This window comes from Streptomyces sp. NPDC036815 (assembly GCF_055609205.1).
Window position 1 is genome coordinate 43,943 of the sequence record NZ_JBVJPW010000015.1, and the last position, 23,630, is coordinate 67,572.

Below are 23,630 nucleotides of genomic sequence, written 5' to 3' on the forward strand. Positions count from 1 at the left end.
CGTTTCGGACATAGGCCACCGGGGCAGACTGCCGCCAGGAATACCGCGCGACGATCACAGATGCAGAAGCATCCGGCTGTTGCCCAAGGTGTTCGGTTTCACTCGTTCGAGGCCGAGGAACTCCGCGACACCCTCGTCATAGGAACGCAGGAGCTCGCTGTAGACATCTCCGTCGACCGGAGTCTCACCGATCTCCACGAAGCCGTGCTTCGCGAAGAAGTCGACTTCGAAGGTGAGACAGAAAACCTTGCGGACGCCGAGCCAGCGGGCTGTCTGCAGCAACTTGCCCAACAGCTGGTGCCCCACTCCGGCCCCCTTGACCACGGGGTTCACGGCCAGTGTGCGTACTTCTGCGAGGTCTTCCCACATCACGTGCAGTGCGCCGCAGCCGACCAACTCCGCGTTGTCGTCGCGTTCCGCCACCCAGAACTCCTGGATGTCCTCGTAAAGCGTCACCGTCGCTTTGTCCAGGAGGATGCGCTCGCGGACGTAGGAGTCGAGGAGCCGGCGGACGGCCGGGACATCGGAGGTTCGCGCCCTGCGGACCGAGACCGCTTTTGCGCTGAGTTCGCTGAGTTCGTTGCGTTCGGGGACCTCTGCTGGCATGAGCGGACGCTATCGCTCTGCGGCGCGCTCCGCCGAGCCGGGGTTCTCCGGGCCTTGGACGATACGCATGGCGTCGCTCAGCGCTTCCCGCTGTTCCGCCGACATCATGCCGAAGAAGGCGACGAGAGCCGCGGCCGGGTTGTCGCTCTGCGACCAGGCTTCGTTCATCAGTGCGGCTGCGTAGGCGGCGCGAGTGGAGACCGCCTCATATCGATAGGCACGGCCTTCCGCTTCGCGGCGCACCCAGCCCTTCTGATGGAGATTGTCCAAAACGGTCATCACGGTCGTGTACGCGATGGACCGTTCCTCCTGAAGGTCTTCCAGGACTTCTCGAACGGTCACGGGGCGGTTCCACTTCCACACCCGCGTCATGACTGAGTCTTCGAGTTCTCCCAATGGACGAGGCACAGCTGAACAATAGTGGGAGACGTCACTATTGGCGTGATGCGTGAGGGACGTGGCGTACCCCTAATTTATGCAACAAAAAGGGCGTACGACTCGAAAGGCACGTGAGTCGTACGCCTTGGTGCAGGGGTGGGCACGCCGGGTGACCGCCGGTGCGGGGCGGGCGGGCCCGGGGGTGCGCGGTGGTGCGCGGCGGGTCAGGCGCTGCCGGTCTTCGGGGTCTGCCGGACGGCCTCGGCGCGGGTGATCGCGGCGTCGACGGCCGCGTCCTCCTTGGCCTTGTTGGCGCCGCCCTGGGTCTTCACGATCGTCACGATGAGCCCGGTGAAGAACACGGCCATCACTACGGGGGGCACGAGCGCGGAAACGTAGTCCATGCCCCCAGGGTAGCTAGCCCGCGGCGAGCCGGTGCGGCGGGTCCGCGGGCGTCTCGGGGCGGCGCTTGGGCGGGAACACCTCCGCCGGTGTCGGGACCGGGCGGGGTGGCGTCGGGGCGGGGGCCGGGCGGCGCTCCGCCGGGTCGCTCTTGGCACCGGACCCGCCGTGGCCACCGCGGCCGCCGGGCAGGGCGAGGAGGCGGGTCGTGCGGGAGGCGGGGGCCGGGACGGCGGCGCGCTCCCGTACGGGGACGGCGCGGCCCGCGAGACGGGCGCGCACGGACCGTTCGGCGAGGACGCGGCAGCGCTCCAGGAGGGCGGCCGCGACGGGGTTGCCGCGCAGGGCGCGCAGCGCCGCGAGGTCGTCGGCGCCCGGCTCGTAGCCGGTGGCGAGGACGTCGTCGAGGAGGGCGAGGTAGCCGGTCGCGGTGCCCGGCAGGGCCGCGCGGTAGCGGGCGAGGTCGGCCACGAGGAAGGCGCGCAGCCTGGCCCCCTCGCGCGCCGCTTCGTCGACCGATTCGGCGAGACGAAGGCAGTCCTTGACGTCCTCGTCGCGGGCGGGACTGGGGTGCAGGGCGAGCGCCAGAGCGCGACGGAGCACACGCAGCTCCTCCGCGCTGAAGGCCATCCCGCCCCGGGATCCGTATGGCGTGGGCATGGACTGACGATACGCGCCAAACGGACAAAATCGGCTTAACGCCAATTCACGGCGCGTTGACGGACGGAAGGGGCTGGCCCCTACTCCCGCTGAACGTCGCGGGGCAAACGGGTGGGTGGGCGGGCTACACCCGCCGCGAAGCGGCGGCCCTGTTGGAACCGCCACGGAAAAGCGGGGGAAGCACCCAGCCCACCCCTCTCCGCCGCGGAGCGACGGCCCGGCCCACACCCACCCCACCCGGGAGGGCTAATCCGCACGGCGCCGCGCCAAGGCGTACGCCACCGCACCCACGCCGAGCGCGGCGACCGCCGCCACCGCGAGCCACGGCAGGATCCCCGCACTCGCCCCGGCCAGCGCCGGATCGGCCGGCTGGGCGGCCCGCGCCGCGGTCGCCGGGCCGCCGATCACTGCCATCAGCGCCATCGCGACAACCGCAGAGCCCCACCGTCTCGTGCGCCTCATCCGCCCCAACCCGCCCTACACCCGCTCAAGTCCCGTCCCTGCGCAGACTCTTGCAGAAGGCGGAGGGTTATGCACACATGGCCATCGTCAATCGGTCAGGTACGGGAGATGTTCCGTTCGTAGACGAGGCGGAGACCGATCAGTGTCAGCCACGGTTCGTGCTCGTCGATGACCGACGCCTCGCCGAGCACCATGGGCGCGAGCCCACCCGTGGCGATCACCGTCACGTCGTCGGGGTCGCCGCCCGCGCCGGCCAGCTCGCGCGCCATCCGGTTCACGACGCCGTCGACCTGGCCCGCGAAGCCGTACAGGATGCCCGCCTGCATGGCCTCCACCGTGTTCTTGCCGATGACGCTGCGCGGACGGGCCAGTTCGATCTTGCGGAGCTGTGCGCCGCGTACGCCGAGGGCCTCCACGGAGATCTCGATGCCGGGGGCGATGACCCCGCCCGCGTACTCCCCGCGAGCGGAGACCGCGTCGAACGTCGTCGCCGTACCGAAGTCGACGACGATCGCCGGTCCGCCGTACAGCTCGACCGCCGCGACCGCGTTGATGATGCGGTCGGCGCCGACTTCCTTGGGGTTGTCCATGAGGATCGGGACGCCGGTCTTGATGCCGGGTTCGACCAGGACCGCGGGGACGTCCCCGTAGTAGCGGCGGGTGACTTCGCGCAGCTCGTGCAGGACGGAGGGGACCGTCGAGCAGATGGCGATGCCGTCGATGCCGTCGCCGAGGTCGTCGCCGAGCAGCGGGTGCATGCCCATCAGGCCGTTGAGCAGCACGGCCAGTTCGTCGGCGGTGCGGCGCGCGTCCGTGGAGATGCGCCAGTGCTCGACGATGTCCTCGCCGTCGAAGAGCCCGAGGACGGTGTGGGTGTTGCCTACGTCGATGGTCAGCAGCATCAGTCCCGCACCGCTTCCCGCAGGTCGAGGCCGATGTCGAGGATCGGGGAGGAGTGGGTGAGCGCGCCGACGGCGAGGTAGTCGACGCCCGTCTCGGCGTACGCGCGGGCGTTCTCCAGGGTGAGGCGGCCCGAGGACTCCAGGAAGGCGCGGCCGTCGACGAGGGCGACGGCCTCCGCCGTCTCGCCGGGTGTGAAGTTGTCCAGGAGGATCAGGTCGGCGCCCGCCTCGACCACCTCGCGCAGCTGGTGCAGCGTGTCGACCTCGACCTCGATGGCCAGGCCCGGGAACTGCTCGCGCACGGCCTTGAAGGCCTGGCTGACGCCGCCCGCCGCGACGACGTGGTTGTCCTTGACCAGGGCCGCGTCGGAGAGCGACATGCGGTGGTTGACGCCGCCGCCCATGCGTACCGCGTACTTCTCCAGGGCTCGGTAGCCCGGGGTCGTCTTGCGGGTGTCGCGGACCTTCGCCTTCGTGCCGTCGAGCGCGTCGGCCCACGCGCGCGTGGCGGTCGCGATGCCGGAGAGGCGGCACAGGATGTTGAGCGCGCTGCGCTCGGCGGTGAGCAGGTCGCGGGTGCGGGTGGTGACGCTCAGGAGGACGTCGCCCGCCTCGACGCGGTCGCCGTCCTCCACGTGCCGCTCGACCTCGAACTCCTCCTCGCACACCACGGAGAGGACCGCTTCGGCGACGCGCAGGCCCGCGACGGTGCCCGCCTGGCGCGCGGCGAAGTCCGCGGTGGCGACGGCGTCCTCGGGGATGGTCGCGGCCGTGGTGACGTCCACGCCACCGGCCAGGTCCTCCTCGATGGCCATGTGCGCGATGTCCTCGATCTGCAGGGGGTCGAGGCCCGCCTCGGTCAGGAGCAGCGCGAGGGCGGGGTCGAGGCCGCACTCCAGGGGGTCGAACGTGTCGCCACCGCCACAGCCGCAGGCGTCGCCGCAGCCACCGCCTGCGGCTGAGGGAGTGGCGAGGGGGAGGTCGTCGGGGGTGCTCACGGTCACTGCTCCTGGGGACTGGGACGGGTCGGAGGGAAGTCGGAGGTCGCGGTCGTGGTGGCCGCCAGCGTCCGGTCGGGATTCAGGCGTACGACGATGTGGCGCCGCCAGGCCGCGTCGTCGCGGTCGGCGTGGTCCTGGCGCCAGTGGCAGCCGCGGGTCTCCTCGCGGCGCTGGGCGGCGGCCACCAGGACGCGGGCCACACACAGGAGGTTGGTGGTCTCCCAGGTGTCGACGCCGGGCTCGGCGGTCTTGCCGTGCTCGGCGAGGGCGCCCGCGGCCTCGGCGTGGGTGCGCGCCAGCTCGGCCGCGGCCCGGCTGAGGGACTCGGCGGAGCGCAGGACTCCGGCGCCCTCGGTCATGACGCGCTGGATGGTGAAGCGGGCCTCGGGCGGCAGCAGGGGGTGCGCCGGGGACTCGGCCTGGGTCACGGGGGCGGGCACGCGCGCGTGGAGGGCGTTCTCCGCGTGCTGGGCGGCGATGTCGTCGGCGATGCGCTCGGCGTAGACCAGGCCTTCGAGGAGGGAGTTGGAGGCGAGCCGGTTGGCGCCGTGGACGCCGGTGCAGGCGACCTCTCCGCAGGCGTACAGGCCGGGGACGGTGGTGCGGCCGTGCGGGTCGGTGCGGACCCCGCCGGAGGCGTAGTGCGCGGCCGGGGCGACGGGGATGGGCTCGGTGACCGGGTCGATGCCGTGGGCGCGGCAGGCGGCGAGGATCGTGGGGAAGCGGTTCTCCCACATCTCGGCGCCGAAGTGCCTGCCGTCCAGGTACATGTGCTCGGTGCCCTTTTCCTGCATGCGGCGCGTGATGCCCTTGGCGACGACGTCGCGCGGCGCGAGCTCGGCCAGCTCGTGCTGTCCGACCATGAAGCGCACGCCGTCGGCGTCCACGAGGTGCGCGCCCTCGCCCCGGACCGCTTCGGAGACCAGCGGCTGCTGGCCCTCCGCGTCCGCGCCGAGGAAGAGCACGGTGGGGTGGAACTGCACGAACTCCAGGTCGGAGACCTCGGCGCCCGCGCGCAGGGCGAGCGCGACGCCGTCACCCGTGGACACGGAGGGGTTGCTGGTCGCCGAGAAGACCTGCCCCATGCCGCCGGTCGCGAGGACCACGGCGGGGGCGTGGACGGCGCCCACGCCGTCGTGCTGGCCCTCCCCCATGACGTGCAGGGAGACGCCCGCGGTGCGGCCCTCGGCGTCCGTCAGGAGGTCGAGGACGAGCGCGTTCTCCACGGTGGGTATGCCCCGCGCGCGGACGGCTTCGACGAGGGCGCGGGAGATCTCCGCGCCGGTCGCGTCGCCGCCCGCGTGCGCGATGCGGCGGCGGTGGTGACCGCCCTCGCGGGCCAGCTCGATGGCGCCCTCGGAGTCCGTGTCGAAGTGGGCGCCGGTCTCGATGAGGCGGCGTACGGCACCGGGTCCCTCGGTGACGAGGATGCGCACGGCCTCCTCGTCGCACAGGCCCACGCCCGCCACGAGGGTGTCGTCCAGGTGCTGTTCGGGGGTGTCGCCCTCGCCGAGCGCCGCGGCGACGCCGCCCTGCGCCCAGCGGGTGGAGCCGGCGTCCAGGCGGGCCTTGGTCACCACGACCGTCTTCAGGCCGGCGGCCGAGCAGCGCAGGGCGGCCGTCAGTCCGGCCACTCCGGAGCCGACGACCACGACGTCGGCTTCGAGGGACCAGCCGGGGGCGGGCGCGTACAGCCGTATTCCGGTGGTGGTCATGCGGTGACTCCGTTCGGGCGTACGAGAGCTGCGCTCGGACGCGTGCGGTGCGCGCTCATACGGCGGCTCCGAACGTCAGCGGGATGTTGTCGATCAGTCGCGTCGAGCCGACCCTGGCGGCCACGGCGAGGACGGCCTCGCCGCGGTGTCCGGGGCGGACCTCGCTGAAGTCGGCCGGGTCCACGAGCGCCACGTAGTCCAGCTCCAGCGGGGGCCGCAGGCGGGCCGCCTCGTCGAGGACCAGCCGGGCGGCCGCGACGACGGCGGCGGGGCCGCCCGTCGCGGAGGGCTCCGCGGAGTGCGCCACGGCGTGCGCGTCGGCCGCCGCGCGGGACTCGCCGAGCTCGCTGAGGGCGACCGCACGCGCGCGGGTGGCGGGGGCGCTGGCGGCCCGCGCGCGCAGGGCCTCCTGCGCGGCGTGCCGGTCGCGGCCCGCGAAGAGGGCCTGGGAGAGGGCGAGGGCGGTGCGCCGCTCGGCCGGGGAGAGGTAGCGGTTGCGGCTGGAGAGGGCCAGGCCGTCGTCCTCGCGGGCGGTGGGGACGCCGACGATCTCCACGGGGAAGTCGAGGTCGCGCACCATGCGGCGGATCAGGGCGAGCTGCTGGGCGTCCTTCTGCCCGAACAGCGCCACGTCGGGGCCGGTCAGGTGGAGCAGCTTGGCGACGACGGTGAGCATGCCGTCGAAGTGGCCGGGGCGCGTGGCGCCTTCCAGGACGGTGCCCATGGGGCCCGCGGCGATCCGGACCTGGGGCTCGCCACCCGGATAGACCTCGTCCACGGAGGGAGCGAACACGACGTCCGCGCCCGCCTGTTCGGCGATCTTGACGTCGGCGTCGAGGGTGCGGGGATAGCGGTCCAGGTCCTCGCCCGCCCCGAACTGCAGGGGGTTCACGAAGACCGTGACGACGACCTCGCCCTCCGGCCCGGCGAGGCGGCGCGCGGCGCGGACCAGTGAGGCGTGTCCCTCGTGCAGGGCGCCCATGGTCATGACGACGGCGCGGCGGCCCGCACGCGCGCGCGTGCGGAGGGATTCGGCGGTGTGCAGCAGGGCGGCGGTCATCGCTCGCCCCCTTCGGTGCCGGTCCCACCGTTGGCCAGGACGCCGAGGAGGTCCTCGGCGAGCTCGGGCTTGAGCAGGCCGTGGGCGAGGGCGCGGTCGGCGGTGGCGCGGGCCATCGCCAGGTACCCGGCGACGGTCTGCGGGGCGTGCTTGCGCAACTCGGTGACGTGCGCGGCGACGGTGCCCGCGTCGCCGCGCGCGACGGGGCCCGTGAGGGCCGCGTCGCCCGACCGCAGCGCGTTGTCCAGGGCGGCGCCGAGCAGCGGGCCCAGCATCCGGTCCGGGGCGGCGACGCCCGCGTCGCGCAGCAGGTCCATGGACTCGGCGACCAGGGTGACCAGGTGGTTCGCGCCCAGGGCGAGGGCCGCGTGGTAGAGCGGGCGGTTCTCCTCGGCGATCCACTCGGGCTCGCCGCCCATCTCGATGACCAGGGCCTCCGCGGCGAGCCGCAGCTCCTCGGGCGCGGTCACGCCGAAGGAGCACCCGGCGAGGCGCTGCACGTCGACGGCGGTGCCGGTGAACGTCATGGCGGGGTGCAGCGCGAGCGGCAGGGCGCCCGCGCGCAGGGCGGGCTCCAGGACCTTGGTGCCGTACCGCCCGGAGGTGTGCACGAGCAGCTGGCCCGGGCGCACGGCCCCGGTCTCCGCGAGGCCCTCGACGAGGCCGGGCAGGGCGTCGTCGGGGACGGTCAGGAGCACCAGGTCGGCGCGGTCGAGGACCTCGGCGGGCGGCACGAGGGGGACGTCGGGCAGCAGGGCCGCCGCTCGTCGTACGGAGGAGTCGGACACCCCGGACGCGGCCACCGGGCGGTGCCCGGCGAGCTGCAGCGCCGCGGCGAGCGCGGGGCCGACGCGGCCCGCTCCCACGACTCCCACGGTGAGCCTCGCGGGGCGGTCCCGCGGGTCTGGCTGATGCGATGCGTTCACGCGGCGGCGCCTTCCGTTCCAGTCCGCTCGGGGTACCGGACGATTTCTCGTCATGTTAACGCGATCGGTCGGGGGCGCGTCCTGCACTGTCCACAGGCTGTGGTCATTCATGTGACCGGTTCCGGCGGGACGGTCCATGCTCGGAGGATGCCCTCCCACAGCGCACCCCAAGAGCAGCCGGAACCGCGGGATGCGGACGCGTACGACCAGCAGTCGGCCCGCCGCCGAGCCGCCGCCCTGGGCGCGGCCAGGACCCTGCACCGCGCCCCGCTGCACGTCCCGCTCACCGAGCGCCTGTCGGCCCGGGCGGCCGCGGCGTGCGAGGTCGTCGGCCCGGACGAGCCCGTCGATGTCTACGGCGACGGCGTCGTCGCCACTCTGGAGGGCGAGGTCGCGCGGCTGCTCGGCAAGGAGGACGCCGCGTTCTTCCCGACCGGCACCATGGCCCAGCAGGTCGCGTTGCGCAGCTGGGCGGGCCGTACGGGGAACGCGACGGTGGCCCTGCATCCGAAGGCGCACCCCGAGCTGCACGAGGGGGGCGCCTTCTCCGTGGTCAGCGGGTTGCGCACGGTGCATCCGACGGACGAGCCGCGGCTGCCCACGGCGGACGAGGTGCGGGACTTCGGGGAGCCCTTCGGGGCACTGATGCTCGAACTGCCGCTCCGGGACGCCGGTTTCGTCCTGCCGGAGTGGGAGGAGCTGGAGGAGGTCGTGGCGGCGGCCCGCGAACGGGACGCCGTCGTGCACTTCGACGGTGCCCGGCTCTGGGAGTGCACGACGCACTTCGGCCGGGGCCTCGCGGAGATCGCCGGGCTCGCCGACTCCGTGTACGTGTCCTTCTACAAGTCCCTCGAAGGGCTCAGCGGCGCCGCGCTGGCCGGTCCGCGCACGCTCGTCGAGGAGGCGAGGGCGTGGCGCCACCGCTACGGGGGCCAGGTGTTCCAGCAGTTCCCCGCCGCGGTGTCGGCCCTGCTCGGCCTGGAGCGCACGCTGCCCCGGCTGCCCGCGTATGTCGCCCACGCGCGCGTGGTCGCCGACGGGCTGCGCGAGGGGTTCGCGGCGGCGGGGGTGCCCTGGTCGCGCGTGCACCCCGGGCGCCCGCACACGCATCAGTTCCAGGTGTGGCTGCCGTACGCCTCCGACGTACTGAGCGAGGCCTGCCTGGGGCAGGCCGAGGAGACCGGCACCCTGCTGTTCGGGCGCTGGTTCCCGGACGGGCCGCCCGGCCTCTCGGTCACGGAGGTCACCGTGACCGAGGAGGGCCTGAAGTGGACGGCCGACGACGTCAGGGAAGCGGTCGCGGAGTTCGTGCGACGGATCCCGCGCTGAGCCTGTCGCCGCGGAAGAACCGGGCCAGGGCGGCGCGGAACCTGCCGTGGGCGGGGCGTTCCGCCACGACGGCGCGGAAGCGTTCGTATTCGCGGACCTCGCGGACGGCCTGCCAGTCGTCCCGGCCGGGCGCGGGCGGCGTCGGCTGGCCGTGCTGCGCGGCGCGGTAGCTGTCGAGGAGGAACTGCTGGGTGACGCTCATGACGGAACACCTCTCGGAATAAATGGTACTTAACGGACATCGATGAGCCACGAAAGGGGCGTAGGAGGCCTGCTGGAGGGACTACTGAAAGGAGTGCGGGACGGGGTGTGGAGACGGAGTGCGGAACGGGGTGGCCACCGGTAGGGGGTGACGGTCACGGCGGCGCTGCCGTGCCTCTCGATGACCACAGCCTGCTCCCGCCGCACCGCCCGCGTCGCGTCGATTGACGGCGCTCGTCAATCGACGGCCGCGCTGTCGGTGGCGCGGTGCACCATGGGGCCATGAGCGTGAGCATCGACATCACCGGGCTTCCCCAGGAGCGGATCCACGTCGTTCCCTCGCCCCTGGCCGAGCTCGGCATGGCGCTGCACGCGCTGTCCGAACCGGGCCACCACCCCGGGCTCCAGGGCTGGGCGACAGCCGTCTCCACGCGCCTGGACCCGTGCCTGGCGGACCGCATGTGCGAGGCCGACTTCCTGTGGCGCACGACGTTCTCGGACGTCTTCACGCCGTTCGCGGGGCTCCCCGGGCGGAACGAGAGGCCGGGGGCCACGCTCGCGGAGGAGCTCGACCAGCTCGACAAGCTGACCGACGAACAGTTCGTGGACGCGGCCCTGGAGTTCACCTGCCAGTCGACGTACGCGGAGCCGGACCGCAGGATCCTCGCCGACCCCGCCGTGCAGCGGCGCGCGCTGGACCTGGCGGCCGCCCGCGGCCCGCACCAGGTGCGCTTCACCAAGCGGCTGCTCGACGATCCGCCGGTCGTCCGCGCGTGGTTCCGCTCACTCCTGGAGGACTGCGAAGAGGCCTTCTTCGCCGACACCTGGGCCCGGGTGAGCCATCAACTGGCCGCGGACGCCCGGCACAAGACCGAGCTGCTGCGGCGCAAGGGGCTCGCCGAGGCCCTGAAGGCCATGTCCACGGCGGTCTCCCTCGACGAGGACGAGCGGCTCATCACCGTCGACAAGATCAGCGACGGCCGCACCACCACGGGCTCGGGCGGCCTGACGATCGTCCCGACCAGCCTCGGCTGGCCGCACCTGTGGGTGCTGCACCGCAAGGGCTGGCAGGCGTCGATCACGTACCCCATCAGTTCCCCCGGCCTCACCGACCCGCCCACCGTGGAGCAGCTGACCCGCCGCATGTCCGCGCTCGCCCACCCGGTGCGGATGCGGCTGTGCCGCCACCTCGCGCGCGGGGCGTACACGACGAGCGAGCTGGCCGACGCGCACGGCATGACGGCCCCGGAGATATCCCGGCACCTGAGCGTCCTGAAGAAGGCCGGTCTGATCACCACGCGCCGCCGCGGCCGCTACGTCCAGCACCAGCTGGACATCGGCGTCGTGTCCCGCCTGGGCAGCGACTTCATCGAGGGCGTGCTGCGCTAGGAGAGCTCCGACCGGCGGCGAAGGGCCTAGACGCCCCCGGCCCGCACCAGACCCGTCTCGTACGCGAGGACCACCACCTGCACCCGGTCCCGCAGGTCCAGCTTGGTCAGGATGCGTCCGACGTGCGTCTTGACGGTCGCCTCCGAGAGGACGAGCCGCGCCGCGATCTCGCCGTTCGACAGGCCCTGGGCGACCAGGATCATCACCTCGCGCTCCCGACCGGTGAGGCGCTCCAGCTGCTTGAGCTGGGGCTGCCCGCCGGTGTTCGGCAGCATCGGGGCGAAGCGGTCGAGGAGGCGTCGCGTGGTGGACGGCGCGACCACCGCGTCGCCGCTGTGCACGGAGCGGATCGCGGCCAGCAGCTCCCCCGGCGGCACGTCCTTGAGCATGAAGCCGGACGCACCGGCCTTCAGCCCCGAGAAGGCGTACTCGTCGAGGTCGAAGGTGGTCAGGATCAGCACCTTCGGCGGGTTCGCGTCCTGGCAGATGCGCCGGGTCGCCTCCACGCCGTCCAGCTTCGGCATGCGCACATCCATGAGCACCACGTCGACCTCGGTCGCGCGCAGCACCTCCAGGGCCTCCACGCCGTCGCCCGCCTCCGCGACGACGTCCATGTCCGGCTGGGCGGCGAGCACCATCCGGAACCCGGTGCGCAGCAGCACCTGGTCGTCGACGAGCATCACGCGGATCGACATCAAGGGGTCCCTTCGGGAAGTTCGGTGAGAGTGTCAGTGTGCAGGCTTGAGCGGCAGCAGCGCACTGATGCGGAAGCCGCCCCCCGGGCGGGGTCCCGCGTCCAGCGTGCCGCCGACCATGCCGACACGCTCCCGCATGCCGATCAGACCGTGCCCGCTGCCGTCGGCCCCGCCGTCCTCGTACAGCTCGTGCGGGGCGCCCTTGCCGTCGTCCTCGACCAGCAGCCCGAGGCCGTCGTCGAAGTAGACCAGGCGCACGCTCGCCCCGGCGTTCTCCCCGCCGTGCTTGCGGGTGTTGGTGAGCGCCTCCTGCACGATGCGGTACGCGGTGAGCTCCACGCCGCTGGGCAGCGGGCGCGGGGTGCCCTCCACCTTGTAGTCGACGGGCAGACCGGCCGTGCGCACCTGCTCGATGAGCTCGTCGAGCTGCTCGACGTCGGGCTGCGGCACGTACTCGCCGCTCTCCTCGGGCTCACCGGTGCGCAGCACGCCGAGCAGCCTGCGCATCTCGGCCAGCGCCTGCCTGCCGGTGCCCGAGATGGTCTCCAGGGCCTTCCTCGCCTGGTCGGGCGCCGCGTCCAGGACGTACGCGGCGCCGTCCGCCTGCACCACCATCACCGACACGTTGTGCGCGACGACGTCGTGCAGCTCGCGGGCGATGCGCGCCCGCTCGGCCGCCACCGCGACCTTCGACTGGGCCTCGCGCTCCCGCTCCAGACGGTCGGCGCGCTCCTCCAGCTGGGCAAGGTAGGCGCGGCGGGTGCGGATGGAGTCGCCGAGGACCCAGGCGAGCGCGAACGGGACGATCTGGAAGATCGTGATGAGCACGTTGCCGAAGGCGTCTATGTCCTCCGATGGCCAGCGCATCGTCGCGAGCGGCGCCGCACACAAGCCGCCCACCAGGGCGAACCGCGAGGCCCACGTCTCCCCGACGGCCGCCGCCGTGTAGATGATCACCAGCATCGCGAAGTCCGCGGGCATCTTCTCCACGTCGAAGACGAGCTGGAAGAAGCCGAGTACCGCGGCGAGCACCAGCATCTTCTCCGGTGCCCGCCGACGCAGCGCCACCACCAGGGAGAGGCCGACGGTGACCGGGATCGCCACGACGCTCGGATCCCGGCCCCCGCCCTCGGCCATGGCCACCAGACCGATCCCGGACATCCCGAGGAGGACGAAGGCCCAGAAGCCGTCGACCCAGGTCGGGTGTCTGCGGAGGAAGTCGTAGAGGCGCTGCACGTAACCCAGCGTAGGCAACCCACCGGTACGCCCGGGTCAACCGAAGGTCCGATCCCTGTCGAGCACATGTACTCCCCAAGGTGGAGGCCCCCTTAGCCTGCGGGCTGTGACGAACGACAACGACGAACCGCGGCGGGGCGCCCCACGCGGCTGGCGCGAGGCCACGGAGGCCGCCCTGTACGGGCCGCAGGGCTTCTACCGCCGCTCCGCGGGCCCCGCCGCGCACTTCCGGACCTCGGTGCACGCCTCGCCCCTGTACGCGGGCGCCGTGGCGCTCCTGCTGTCCCGCCTGGACGCGGCGCTCGGTCACCCGGACGAGGTGGCCTTCGTGGACATGGGCGCCGGCCGCGGCGAACTGACCGAGGGCGTCCTGGCGGCGCTCCCCGCCGATGTGGCGGCACGCGTGCGTGCGTACGCGGTGGAGCGCGCGGAGCGCCCCGCGGGCCTCGACCCGCGCATCGAGTGGCGGAGCACACCGCCCGCGGACGTCACGGGACTGCTCTTCGCCAACGAGTGGCTGGACAACGTCCCCGTGGACGTCGCCGAGGTCGCACCCGACGGGACGCCCCGCCGGGTGCTCGTGCACGACGACGGCACCGAGTCGCCGGGCGGGCCCGTCGAGGGGCCGGACGCCGACTGGCTGGCGCGCTGGTGGCCGCTGGCCCCCGAGCCGGGACTGCGCGCGGAGATCGGGCGGCCCAGGGACGAGGCGTGGGCGGCGGCCGTGGCGACCCTGAGACGCGGTCTGGCGGTCGCCGTCGACTACGCCCACGCCCGGGACGCCCGCCCGCCGTTCGGGACGCTGACGGGCTTCAGGGCGGGCCGCGGTACGGCGCCGGTGCCCGACGGCGAGCACGACATCACGGCCCACGTGGCGCTGGACGCCTGCGCCCTGGAGGGGGCCGCGCTGCTCACCCAGCGGGCGGCGCTCGGCGGCCTCGGGGTGAGCGGCGGACGCCCGCCGCTCGCGCTCGCCTCCAGCGACCCGGCGGCGTACGTGCGGGCCCTCGCCCGCGCGGGTGAGGCCGCGGAGCTCACCGCCCACGGCGGCCTCGGCGACTTCGGCTGGCTGCTGCAGCCGGTCGGCGTGCGCCTGGAGGCGCTGCTGCCCGCGTGAGGCCCTGCCTGTCGGCCCTACTTGTCGATGTCCCCGACCACGAAGAACAGCGACCCCAGGATCGCCACCATGTCCGCCACCAGCTGCCCCGGAAGCAGCTCGGTCAGCGCCTGGATGTTGTTGTACGAGGCCGAGCGGAGCTTCAGGCGGTAGGGGGTCTTCTCGCCCTTGCTGACGAGATAGTAGCCGTTGATGCCGAGCGGGTTCTCGGTCCACGCGTACGTGTGGCCCTCGGGGGCCTTGAGGACCTTCGGGAGGCGCTGGTTGATCGGGCCCTGCGGAAGCTCCGCGAGCCGGTCCAGACAGGCGTCCGCGAGGTCGAGCGCGACGTGCGTCTGCTCCAGGAGGCACTCGAAGCGGGCCAGGCAGTCGCCCTCCTGGCGCGTGACGACCCTGAGGGTGTCCTGGAGCTCGCCGTACGCGAGGTAGGGCTCGTCCCGGCGCAGGTCGAAGTCGACCCCGGAGGCGCGGGCGATGGGGCCGCTCACCCCGTAGGCGTGCACCGCCTCGGGCGAGAGGACGCCCACGCCGCGCGTGCGGCCGCGGAAGATCTCGTTGCCGAGCACGAGCCGGTCGTACACGTCCATGCGCGAGCGCACCGACGCGACCGCCGCACGCGCGCGGGTGGCCCATCCGGAAGGCAGGTCCTCCTTGAGGCCGCCCACGCGGTTGAACATGTAGTGCATACGGCCGCCGGAGATCTCCTCCATCACGTTCTGGAGCTCCTCGCGCTCGCGGAACGCGTGGAACACCGGGGTGATGCCGCCCAGTTCGAGCGGGTACGAGCCGAGGAACATCAGGTGGTTGAGGACCCGGTTCAGCTCGGCGAGCAGCGTGCGCATCCAGACGGCCCGCTCGGGCACCTCCATGCCGAGCATCCGCTCCACGCCCAGGACGACGCCCAGCTCGTTCGAGAACGCCGAGAGCCAGTCGTGCCGGTTGGCCAGCATCACGATCTGCCGGTAGTCCCGGGCCTCGAAGAGCTTCTCCGCACCGCGGTGCATGTAGCCGATGACCGGCTCCGCGTGCTGGATGCGCTCGCCGTCCAGGACCAGGCGGAGGCGGAGCACACCGTGCGTGGACGGGTGCTGGGGGCCGATGTTGAGCACCATGTCGGTGCTCTCGGCCGCTCCGCCGATGCCGAGCGTGGTCTCCGTGGTGGTCTCCGTCGTGGGACTCATGGCCACAGTCTCTCGCACGCCCCGCCGTCCGTGGCCGCCCGTTCCGCCCGTACCCGTCCGTCGTGGCGCGTACGTACGCTTGAGCCATGGAAACGGGGACGGCGGGACCGGCGGGCGCGCACACGGAGCCGGTGTGGACCGGGCTGCCGCGAGGGCTGCTGAAGCTGCGGCGGCTCCTCCTGGTGGTCTGGCTGGTGCCGATCGCGGCGGCCCTCGGCGTGCTGCTCGGCCTGTTCGCGGGGCCCGCCTGGGCCGCCTTCGCGCTGCTGCCGCTCGCCGTCGTGGCCTGGGGCTGGCCGGTCCTCGGGCGGAACTGGCGCTCGTGGCGGTACGCGGAGCGCGCCGACGACCTGCTCATCAGCCGGGGCGTGCTCTGGCACGAGGAGACCGTCGTGCCGTACGGGCGCATGCAGCTGGTCGAGGTGACGTCGGGACCGGTGGAGCGGCGCTTCGGACTCGCGAGCGTCCAGCTGCACACCGCCGCGGCGGCCACCGACGCGTGCATCCCCGGCCTGCTCCCGGAGGAGGCCGAGCGGCTGCGCGACCGCCTGACCGAGCTCGGCGAGGCCCGATCGGCGGGGCTGTGAGCGACGTACGGGAAGCCCGTGACGGAGAGGGCCCGGTGACGGCGGACGGCGCGTCGCCCGAGCGGCGGCTGCACCCCGTCACACCGCTGCGCCGCGCGTGGGCGCCCTTCGCGATCCTGGTGGGCTGGGCGGTCCACGACCCGAACGGCACCCAGCAGCGCCTCTCCGAACTGACCGCGACCACCCTGCTCATCGGCAGCGCCGCCGTCATCCTCGGCGGCGCCCTGTACGGCTTCTTGAGCTGGTGGTTCACGCACTTCTCGGTCACCGACACCGAACTGCGCATCCGCACCGGGCTGTTCTTCCGCCGCACGGCCCACATTCGGCTCGACCGCCTCCAGGCCGTCGACGTGACCCGGCCGCTGCTCGCCCGTGTCGCGGGCGTCGCCAAGCTCAAGCTGGACGTCGTCGGCGCGGACAAGAAGGACGAGCTGGCCTACCTCGGGGAACGGGAAGCGGCCGGGCTGCGCGCCGAACTCCTCGCACGGGCGGCCGGTTTTGCCCCCGAGGAGGCGCGCGAGGTGGGCGAGGCACCCGTGCGGAACCTGCTGCACGTCCAGCCGCGCATGCTCGCCGTCTCGCTGCTGCTGACCGGCGGGCCCTGGGCGCTGCTCCTGTCGGCGGTCGTGGTGCCCGCGTTCCTCTGGATCGCCACGCACAACGCCTGGACGGTCCTCGCGACCGCCCTGCCCATGCTGGGCGGCGCGTTCGCGAGCAGCGGCGGCCGTTTCGTCAAGGAGTACGACTGGACGGTGGGCGAGTCCCCGGACGGCATCCGCATCGACCACGGGCTGCTCGACAAGGCCCACGAGACGGTGCCGCCGGGCCGCGTGCAGACCGTGCACATCGTGCAGCCGCTGCTGTGGCGGCGGCGTGGCTGGGTACGGGTCGAGCTGGACGTGGCGGGCTCGGCCAACGGCGTCCTGGTGCCGGTCGCGCCGCGGGAACACGCCGAGGCGGTGATCGGCCGGGTCCTGCCGGGCGTACGGGTGCCGGTGGCGGCCGACCTCGATCCGCCGCCCGCGCGCGCGGCGTGGTGCGTGCCGCTCTGGTGGAAGGGGTACGGCCTGGCGGTCACCGGTGAGGTCTTCGCGGCGCGCCACGGCCTGTTCAAGCGCCGTCTCTCGCTCGTGCCGCACGCGAAGGTACAGAGCGTGCGGCTCTCCCAGGGGCCGTGGGAGCGGTTCAAGGGCGTGGCCGACGTGCGGGTGGACACGGGGGCCAACAAGACCGTGACGGCCCGGCTGCGGCCCGCTGCGGAGGCGGCCGGGCTTCTCCAGGCGCAGGCGGACCGGTCCCGTACGGGCCGCAGGACGGCGCGCCCGGACCGGTGGATGGCCTGACGGCCCAACCGCCGAGGGCTGGGCACGCGGCTCCCCCGCGCCCCTGGGGGCTTACGCCCGCAGGGCCGTCCTCAGTTCCGCCACGTCGATCTGTTCCGTCTCGTCGTGGGCCGTCAGGTCGATGACCTGACCGACACCCCGCGCCGCGTCGTCCTCGGGCGCGTTCTTGAACTCGCCCTCGGCCTCCGCCTTGTGGACCGCGAGGGCCTCCTCGCCCACCACGTCGGCGAGGTCCTCGTTCTGCACGGACTCCAGCGCCGCGGGCGCCACGTCCTTCGTGCCGAAGAAGTCGAACCCGCCCCGGGGCGCCGCGCGCCGCGCCTGCACGGGCGGCGCGACGGCGACCGCGCGCTCGTGCCCGCCGTATCCGTCGGCCGCCCCGGGCTTCCCCCGCGCATCGTCCTCCGCCGTCGGGGCCATGCGGTCGAGCGCCGCGTTGGCCCGCTGGAACAGGGCGGGGGTGGGGGCCGGAGTGGGACTCGCACCCGGCCGGGCGGCACTTCCGGCCGCCTCGCCCCTCGAACCGGAACCAGCACCAGCACCAGCACCAGCACCAGCACCAGCACCAGCACCAGTCTCCGTACGAGGTGGTGCGGCCTCCGTACGAGCCTTCGGCACCGGCGCCCCGGCCCGCACCGCGGGCACCAGGTCCTCCGCGCCGGAACCCGTACCGGCCGCCGGCAGCGCGGGCGCCGGTGACGACGCCTCGATGGCGAGCAGCCGCCGCCCCTCCAGGGCGCTGGCCCGCTCCGTCTCGGCGGTGGCGTACCGCCGCAGGAGCGCCGCGTGTTCGTTGCGCAGCGCCGCCAGCTCGGCGCGCTTGGCGCGCAGCTTCGTCTCCAGCTTGCCCCGCAGTTCGCGGGACTCCTCCAGGTCGCCCTCGGCCTCGGCTATGCGTTCCTCGTAGCGCCACTCGTCGCTCGCGCGGGCCCGGCCGAGTTCGGCGACGCGTTTGCCGGCCGCCTGGTCCCAGCGGCGCATGACGACCGAGCCGACGACGGCGGCGGCCGCCGCGGCCGCGACGAGTCCGCGGAGCACGATCGGTTCCGCGAACATCCAGGCGCCGCCGGCGCTGAGAACAGAGACGCCTGCGACCGTCGAGGGAGGAAGCAGCCTGTGCAGGGGTGGGGAATGGCGGTGACGTCCACGTGGCATGGCCAGAAACTTACCGCGCGTAGGCGAAGTCTGGTGCCCCGCCCGGCAAAAAGCAGGCATCACGACCAGAACTCGCCACAACTCCCCACCCCTCGTCCGTTTTGCTTCAGCGCTCAACTTCCGCTGCGGTCGCGGAACTTCCCGGGCCTTTTCTTGATCAACTTCAGATCAGGCCCTTCGACTTCAGATACTCGTGCGCGACATCCGCTTCCTTCTGCCGCTCCTCGTCGACCTTCCGGTTGAGTTCCATGAGGTCTTCCGTGGTGAGCGTCTTGGTCAGCTTCCCGAGCGCGGCGGCTATCTCCTTGTCGCCGGCCTCCTTCTCGTTCACCACCGGAACGATGTTGTCCGCGTTCTGCAGCTTCTTGTCGTCCTCGAGGATCACGAGGTCGTAGTTCTTCAGCGTCGCGTCGGTCGTCGTGGTCAGCAGCATCTGGTCCGTGCCGTTCTTGACGGCCTGCTTGGACTGCGTGTTGCCGACGCCCTTGGGGTCGATTCCGGCGACGTCGATGCCGTACTTCGACTTCAGGCCCGGCGCGCAGAAGGGGCGGGTCTCGCATTCGTCGCCCGCCGCGATCTTGACCTTCTCACCCGACTTGCCGAGGTCCGAGAGGGTCTTGAGCTTGTGCTTCCCGGCGTATTCCCTGGAGACCGCGAACGCGTTCTGGTCGACCGCCTTGCCGGCCGGGAGCACCTTCAGGCCCTGCGGCTCCGCGAGCTTCTCCAGCGCGCTCATCGTGGCGTCCAGATCGCTGGAGGCGACGAGCTTCGCCTTCGGGCCGTTCTTCTCCAGGTTGAGGAATTCCGCGAGCGTCGCCGCGTATTCGGGAGCGACGTCGATCGAGCCCTTCTTCAGTTCGGGCTTGTAGATCTCGCGGTTCTGCACGGTCTTGACCTGCGCGTCATAACCGGCATCCGCCAGGACGCCCACATAGAGCTCGGCGAGCACCTTCTGCTCGGTGAACCGCGCGGAGCCCACGACGAGCGAGCCCTTCTTGCCGTCGCCCGCCTTGTCCGCCCCGTCGCCCTTCGACTCCAGGTCGTCCCCGCCGCACGCGGCGAGACCCGCGGTCAGCGCCACGACGGCCGCGGCCGCCCCTGCCATCCGTCGCGCACGACGCGTGTTGCTGTTCATCGGTGAACCACCATTTCGAAAGGAAGAAGGATCAGAACTCGCTGTACGGGGGCGCTGTCGCCGTACGGGGGGAGCTATCGCCGTACGGGGAGCGCTATCGCCGCATCGGGTCGAAGAGACGGCCCGCGACCACCAGGACCCCCTCCACGAGCAGCGCGAGCAGCGCCACCAGGACGGCGCCCGCCACCACTTGCGGCGTGTTCTGCAGGTTGAACCCGGCCGTGATGATCCGGCCGAGGCCCCCCTCGCCCGCCATCGCGGCGAGCGTGGCCGTCGCGACGACCTGGACGCCGGCCGACCGGACACCGGTCATGATCAGCGGATACGCGAGCGGCAGCTCGACCCGCGCGAACAGCTGGCCGCCGCTCATCCCCATCCCGCGCGCGGCCTCCACCACCGACCGGTCCACCTCGCGCATCCCCAGATACGCGTTGGTCAGCAGGGGCGGGACGGCGAAGAGCACGAGCGCGATCAGCGTCGGCGCGTCACCGTGCTCGCCGAGCGGGGTGAGCGTGAGCAGGATCAGCAGGGCCAGGGTGGGCACCGCACGGCCGACGTTGGAGATGTTGACCGCGAGGGCGCCGCCCTTGCCGATGTGACCGAGGTACAGCGCGAGGGGCAGCGCGATGACGCAGGCGACGGCGAGGCAGACACCGCTGAAGTACAGGTGCTCGGCGAGCCGGTGCCACACCCCCTTCTCGCCCTGCCAGTTGGCGCCCGTGGTCAGCCAGTCGTACGCCCCGGATATCGCGTTCATACAGGCTCAGCCACCTTGGCCGGGTCCGCCTTCCGGGCGGCGCGGCTCGTCCGTGTCCGAGGGGCCCGCGTCCACGGCGTCAGCCACCGCTGGAGCCCGAGCAGCAGCAGGTCGGCGGCGACGGCGAGGAGCACGCAGAGCACCGACGCCGTGAGCACCTGGGCCTTGAAGGTCGTGTCGAGGCCGTCGAGGATGAGGGTGCCGAGGCCGCCGTAGTCCACGATGGCGCCGACGGTGGTCAGCGCGACCGTGGAGACCGTGGTGATGCGGACGCCTGCGAGCAGGGCGGGCAGCGCGAGCGGCAGCTCCACCTCCCACAGCAGCCTCGCCGGTCCGTACCCCATCCCCCGGGCGGCGTCCCGCGCCTCGTCGGGCACGGCCCGGAGGCCCGCCAGGATGTTCCGCACGAGGACCGTGAGGCTGTACAGCACGAGGCCGGTGACGACCAGTGAGGCCGAGAGCCCGAAGAGGGGCAGGAGCAGCGAGAACATCGCCAGCGAGGGGATGGAGTAGAGCACCGTCGTCACGCCGAGGATCGGTCCCGCGAGGAAACGCCAGCGCCGCGCGAGCAGTGCGAGCGGCAGGGCCACCGCGACCCCGATCGCCACGGAGACGACCGTGATGCCCACGTGCTGCAGGGTCGCATCGATCAACTCCTGGCTGCGGGTGCGGAGATATTCTCCGCAGATCCAGTCGTTCGTCACCAGACAGTTCTGCTCGGCCACGCGCCCCACCTCCCCCGAATTCCCGGACGTATGCCGTACACACGTCCCCCCGTGTCTGGCGACCCTAACGCGCGCCACCGACAATCGCAGAGACTCGTCGTACGGCCGCAACACTGCCGTCACGCCCAGCCCGCCACCGCCCTCCACAATGGGGAACCATGATCCGGTTCGAACACGTCACCAAGCGCTACGCGGACGGCACCACGGCCGTCGACGATCTGTCCTTCGAGGTCGCCGAGGGTGAACTGGTCACGCTCGTCGGCCCTTCGGGCTGCGGCAAGACGACCACGATGAAAATGGTGAACCGGCTCATCGAACCGAGCGCGGGCCGGATATTCGTCGACGGCGAGGACATATCCGGAATCGATCCGGTCCAACTGCGGCGCCGTATCGGCTATGTGATCCAGCAGGTCGGCCTCTTCCCGCACAAGACGGTGCTCGACAACACGGCGACCGTGCCGCACCTCCTCGGCGTCAAGCGGGGCAAGGCCCGCGAGCGCGCGGCCGAACTCCTCGACCTGGTCGGCCTCGACCCCGCCGTCTTCGGCGACCGCTATCCCGAGCAGCTCTCCGGAGGGCAGCGCCAGCGCGTCGGCGTGGCCCGCGCCCTCGCGGCCGATCCGCCGGTGCTCCTGATGGACGAGCCCTTCGGAGCGGTCGACCCGGTGGTGCGCGAGCACTTGCAGAACGAGTTCCTCCGCCTCCAGCAGGCGGTGCGCAAGACCGTGCTCTTCGTCACGCACGACATCGAGGAGGCGGTCCGGCTCGGCGACCGGATCGCCGTGTACGGAGAGGGCCGCGTCGAGCAGTTCGACACCCCCTCCACGGTCCTCGGCGCCCCCGCGAACGACTACGTGGCCGACTTCGTCGGCGCGGACCGCGGCCTGAAGCGGCTCTCCGTGACGCCGATCGAGGAGGGCGACCTGGAGCAGCCCCCCGTGGTGCACCTCGACGACCCGCTGCCCAAGGAGCTCGACGCCCGCTGGGCCGTCGTCCTGGACGGCGACAACAACCTGCACGGCTGGATCTCCGCCGAGCACGCGCGCGTGGGCAGCGGCACGGTCCGCGCGCACGCCCGCCGCATGGAGGCGTGGCTGCCGGTGGGCGCGAGCCTGAAGCAGGCGTTCGCGACGATGCTGCAGCACGACGCGGGGTGGATCGCGGTCATCGACAAGGACAGCGAGGGCCGCTTCCTCGGCGTGCTCACCCCGGCCCGGCTGCACGAGGCGCTGCGCCGCTCCACGGCGGCGGAGGCGCGCGCCATCGCGCGCGCCGAGGTCGACCTGGAGACGGTGACGGCTATCGGTACGGACTGAGTGCCCGCGTCACGGGCTCCTGGCGTCAGTCCTCGCTGAGGCGCCCGCTCATCCACTGCAGGGCGGCCGGGATCTCCCTGCGCCAGGTGTTGAAGTTGTGCCCGCCGCTGTCCAGCGTGATCGACGACACGCGCGTGGGCGGCTTCACCTTGTCGATGAACTTCTGGGTGGCGCCGTAGTTGTCCTCGCCCTTCTTGCTGCTGGTCACCAGCAGGGACGTCTTGGGCGCCGGCTTGTGGTCGAGGTACCAGAGCAGGTCGGCGCGCCGCTGCAGGTCCTTGTCGCCGTGGAAGAGATCGCCGGTGGTGACGTCGAGGGGCGCCTTGTAGTACGCGGACAGGCCCGCGCCCGCGGCGTACGTCTCGGGGTGGTGCACGGCGAGCTTCAGGGCGCAGTAGCCGCCCGTGGAGTCGCCGATGGCGCCCCAGTTCTCGGGCTTGACGCCCACCCTGTAGTGATCCGCCATCGCTCCGGGCAGGTCCTTGGCGAAGAACGTCTCGGTCTGCGGGCCGCCGGGGACGTCCACGCACTCCGTGTCGCGCGGCGGTGCCACCGTGGGCCGCATCATGACCAGGATCATCGGCTGCATCTTGCCGTCGGCGGCCTGCTTGTGGGCGGTCTGCGGGTAGTGCAGACCCGTGATCAGCGCCTTTGCGGTGCCCGGGTAGCCGGTGAGCACCACGGCCGCGGGGAACTTCCGGTTCTTGTACTGCGGCTGGAAGTACTCGGGCGGCAGGTAGACGTAGGCCTGACTGGCGATGTTGGACCTCTTGCCGCTGATCTCCACCTTCTGGATCTGGCCCCCGGTGGCGGGCCGGCTGCCGCCCGGCACGTTCACGGTCTGGGTGTCGACGACCTTGACGGGCCCTGCCCCTTTGGCCGGATCGTGGTCGACCACCACTCCGGGGGCCGTCTCCTGGCCGAAGAGGTCGGCCCACGTGGCGTAGAAGCCGAAGGCCTGGTTGGCCGACAGGCCCACCGAGGCGAATATGGCGACCTGGGTGGCGATGAGCAGCCCGACGCGGCCGGTGATCGCCTTCCAGCTGCGGCGGGCGAGCCGCGGCCAGAGCCAGATCGTGCCGACGAAGAGCAGCACCGCCAGCAAGACCGCAAGGGCGAGGACCTTGTTGCTCGTGAGACCCATGGGGTGTTCCTGCCTGCGCTTTCTACCTGTGCCGGGCGCACGCCGCGGCTTGACCGGACCCGGCCCGGACCTTGCCGGCGCTCACCGGGGTCCTTGCCAGAGCTTTTCCAGCGGTTTCCGGTCGGGAATGAACCCGTGTCCCAGAAGGACCGTCCTAGAGAACGCAATGTTGCCGGATGCCGTTCTGGCGCCGGAATCAAGGTCTCTC

25 protein-coding genes are annotated in these 23,630 nt (G+C 72.3%); 6 read left to right on the forward strand and 19 right to left on the reverse strand.

Annotated features, from left to right (window positions below; all coding sequences use genetic code 11):
- Positions 1-54: 54 nt before the first annotated feature.
- From ACZ69I_RS26780 to ACZ69I_RS26825, 10 genes are all read right to left on the reverse strand, one after another.
- A complete protein-coding gene (locus ACZ69I_RS26780) occupies positions 55-606 on the reverse strand; it encodes an amino-acid N-acetyltransferase (RefSeq protein WP_470835146.1) in 552 nt (183 codons plus the stop codon).
- Between the two features lie 9 nt (positions 607-615).
- The gene (locus tag ACZ69I_RS26785) at positions 616-1,002 is read right to left on the reverse strand and encodes a BlaI/MecI/CopY family transcriptional regulator (RefSeq protein ID WP_470835148.1); all 387 of its coding nucleotides are present in this window, start codon (positions 1,000-1,002) and stop codon (positions 616-618) included.
- A 206-nt stretch (positions 1,003-1,208) separates the two neighbouring features.
- Positions 1,209-1,388 (reverse strand): hypothetical protein, encoded by a 180-nt coding sequence (locus ACZ69I_RS26790; protein ID WP_389722032.1) that lies wholly within the window; start codon positions 1,386-1,388, stop codon positions 1,209-1,211.
- 13 nt (positions 1,389-1,401) lie between these two features.
- Positions 1,402-2,046 (reverse strand): hypothetical protein, encoded by a 645-nt coding sequence (locus tag ACZ69I_RS26795; protein WP_470835149.1) that lies wholly within the window; start codon positions 2,044-2,046, stop codon positions 1,402-1,404.
- Between the two features lie 246 nt (positions 2,047-2,292).
- Positions 2,293-2,469, reverse strand: a complete 177-nt coding sequence (locus tag ACZ69I_RS26800; protein WP_470835150.1) for a hypothetical protein — start codon at positions 2,467-2,469, stop codon at positions 2,293-2,295.
- Positions 2,470-2,603: 134 nt separating this feature from the next.
- A complete protein-coding gene (locus ACZ69I_RS26805) occupies positions 2,604-3,410 on the reverse strand; it encodes a type III pantothenate kinase (RefSeq protein WP_467673990.1) in 807 nt (268 codons plus the stop codon).
- Entirely contained in the window at positions 3,410-4,408 is a 999-nt protein-coding gene (gene nadC, locus ACZ69I_RS26810) for a carboxylating nicotinate-nucleotide diphosphorylase (RefSeq protein ID WP_467673992.1), read from the reverse strand. Before nadC ends, ACZ69I_RS26805 begins: the two co-directional genes overlap by 1 nt.
- Before the next feature lie 2 nt (positions 4,409-4,410).
- The gene (locus ACZ69I_RS26815) at positions 4,411-6,126 is read right to left on the reverse strand and encodes an L-aspartate oxidase (protein ID WP_470835151.1); all 1,716 of its coding nucleotides are present in this window, start codon (positions 6,124-6,126) and stop codon (positions 4,411-4,413) included.
- Positions 6,127-6,181: 55 nt separating this feature from the next.
- The gene (gene panC, locus ACZ69I_RS26820) at positions 6,182-7,186 is read right to left on the reverse strand and encodes a pantoate--beta-alanine ligase (RefSeq protein ID WP_470835153.1); all 1,005 of its coding nucleotides are present in this window, start codon (positions 7,184-7,186) and stop codon (positions 6,182-6,184) included.
- On the reverse strand, positions 7,183-8,166 hold the full coding sequence (locus ACZ69I_RS26825) for a Rossmann-like and DUF2520 domain-containing protein (RefSeq protein ID WP_470835154.1): 984 nt from the start codon (positions 8,164-8,166) through the stop codon (positions 7,183-7,185). Before ACZ69I_RS26825 ends, panC begins: the two co-directional genes overlap by 4 nt.
- 93 nt (positions 8,167-8,259) lie before the next feature.
- Here ACZ69I_RS26825 and ACZ69I_RS26830 point away from each other — a divergent pair, with 93 nt between their 5' ends.
- On the forward strand, positions 8,260-9,441 hold the full coding sequence (locus ACZ69I_RS26830) for a threonine aldolase family protein (protein WP_470835155.1): 1,182 nt from the start codon (positions 8,260-8,262) through the stop codon (positions 9,439-9,441).
- Here ACZ69I_RS26830 and ACZ69I_RS26835 read toward each other — a convergent pair.
- The gene (locus ACZ69I_RS26835) at positions 9,398-9,643 is read right to left on the reverse strand and encodes a hypothetical protein (RefSeq protein ID WP_470835157.1); all 246 of its coding nucleotides are present in this window, start codon (positions 9,641-9,643) and stop codon (positions 9,398-9,400) included. The two genes, ACZ69I_RS26830 and ACZ69I_RS26835, sit on opposite strands and share 44 nt — an antisense overlap.
- A gap of 281 nt (positions 9,644-9,924) precedes the next feature.
- Here ACZ69I_RS26835 and ACZ69I_RS26840 point away from each other — a divergent pair, with 281 nt between their 5' ends.
- Positions 9,925-11,031, forward strand: coding sequence for a DUF5937 family protein (locus tag ACZ69I_RS26840; RefSeq protein WP_467674004.1), 1,107 nt, complete (start codon positions 9,925-9,927; stop codon positions 11,029-11,031).
- A 26-nt stretch (positions 11,032-11,057) separates the two neighbouring features.
- On the opposite strand, the gene ACZ69I_RS26845 is transcribed toward ACZ69I_RS26840, so the two are convergent.
- Positions 11,058-11,726, reverse strand: coding sequence for a response regulator transcription factor (locus ACZ69I_RS26845; protein ID WP_467674006.1), 669 nt, complete (start codon positions 11,724-11,726; stop codon positions 11,058-11,060).
- A gap of 33 nt (positions 11,727-11,759) precedes the next feature.
- Positions 11,760-12,962, reverse strand: a complete 1,203-nt coding sequence (locus ACZ69I_RS26850; RefSeq protein ID WP_470835161.1) for a sensor histidine kinase — start codon at positions 12,960-12,962, stop codon at positions 11,760-11,762.
- Between the two features lie 106 nt (positions 12,963-13,068).
- On the opposite strand from ACZ69I_RS26850, the gene ACZ69I_RS26855 reads away from it, so the two are divergent.
- Positions 13,069-14,079, forward strand: coding sequence for an SAM-dependent methyltransferase (locus tag ACZ69I_RS26855; RefSeq protein WP_470835163.1), 1,011 nt, complete (start codon positions 13,069-13,071; stop codon positions 14,077-14,079).
- Positions 14,080-14,096: 17 nt separating this feature from the next.
- Here ACZ69I_RS26855 and ACZ69I_RS26860 read toward each other — a convergent pair whose 3' ends face one another.
- Positions 14,097-15,260 carry an NADH-quinone oxidoreductase subunit D gene (locus tag ACZ69I_RS26860; RefSeq protein ID WP_467674012.1) on the reverse strand — a complete coding sequence of 388 codons (1,164 nt, stop codon included), beginning with the start codon at positions 15,258-15,260 and terminating at the stop codon, positions 14,097-14,099.
- A gap of 86 nt (positions 15,261-15,346) precedes the next feature.
- On the opposite strand from ACZ69I_RS26860, the gene ACZ69I_RS26865 reads away from it, so the two are divergent.
- Both ACZ69I_RS26865 and ACZ69I_RS26870 read left to right on the forward strand, forming a co-directional pair.
- Positions 15,347-15,847 (forward strand): PH domain-containing protein, encoded by a 501-nt coding sequence (locus tag ACZ69I_RS26865; protein WP_467674014.1) that lies wholly within the window; start codon positions 15,347-15,349, stop codon positions 15,845-15,847.
- The gene (locus ACZ69I_RS26870) at positions 15,844-17,190 is read left to right on the forward strand and encodes a PH domain-containing protein (RefSeq protein ID WP_470835164.1); all 1,347 of its coding nucleotides are present in this window, start codon (positions 15,844-15,846) and stop codon (positions 17,188-17,190) included. Before ACZ69I_RS26865 ends, ACZ69I_RS26870 begins: the two co-directional genes overlap by 4 nt.
- A gap of 51 nt (positions 17,191-17,241) precedes the next feature.
- On the opposite strand, the gene ACZ69I_RS26875 is transcribed toward ACZ69I_RS26870, so the two are convergent.
- The 4 genes from ACZ69I_RS26875 to ACZ69I_RS26890 all read right to left on the reverse strand — a co-directional run bounded on the left by ACZ69I_RS26875 (position 17,242) and on the right by ACZ69I_RS26890 (position 20,962).
- Complete coding sequence (locus ACZ69I_RS26875) at positions 17,242-18,345, reverse strand: hypothetical protein (protein ID WP_470835166.1); 1,104 nt, start codon at positions 18,343-18,345, stop codon at positions 17,242-17,244.
- A 163-nt stretch (positions 18,346-18,508) separates the two neighbouring features.
- Positions 18,509-19,480 (reverse strand): ABC transporter substrate-binding protein, encoded by a 972-nt coding sequence (locus ACZ69I_RS26880; RefSeq protein WP_470835167.1) that lies wholly within the window; start codon positions 19,478-19,480, stop codon positions 18,509-18,511.
- A gap of 94 nt (positions 19,481-19,574) precedes the next feature.
- The gene (locus tag ACZ69I_RS26885; protein ID WP_361725700.1) at positions 19,575-20,237 is read right to left on the reverse strand and encodes an ABC transporter permease; all 663 of its coding nucleotides are present in this window, start codon (positions 20,235-20,237) and stop codon (positions 19,575-19,577) included.
- Positions 20,234-20,962, reverse strand: a complete 729-nt coding sequence (locus tag ACZ69I_RS26890; protein WP_470835169.1) for an ABC transporter permease — start codon at positions 20,960-20,962, stop codon at positions 20,234-20,236. The genes ACZ69I_RS26885 and ACZ69I_RS26890 overlap by 4 nt, the downstream gene beginning before the upstream one ends.
- 158 nt (positions 20,963-21,120) lie before the next feature.
- On the opposite strand from ACZ69I_RS26890, the gene ACZ69I_RS26895 reads away from it, so the two are divergent.
- Positions 21,121-22,278: an ABC transporter ATP-binding protein gene (locus ACZ69I_RS26895; RefSeq protein ID WP_470835170.1), complete on the forward strand. Its 1,158-nt coding sequence runs from the start codon at positions 21,121-21,123 to the stop codon at positions 22,276-22,278.
- 25 nt (positions 22,279-22,303) lie between these two features.
- On the opposite strand, the gene ACZ69I_RS26900 is transcribed toward ACZ69I_RS26895, so the two are convergent.
- The gene (locus tag ACZ69I_RS26900) at positions 22,304-23,422 is read right to left on the reverse strand and encodes an alpha/beta hydrolase (protein ID WP_470835172.1); all 1,119 of its coding nucleotides are present in this window, start codon (positions 23,420-23,422) and stop codon (positions 22,304-22,306) included.
- Between the last annotated feature and the right edge of the window lie 208 nt (positions 23,423-23,630).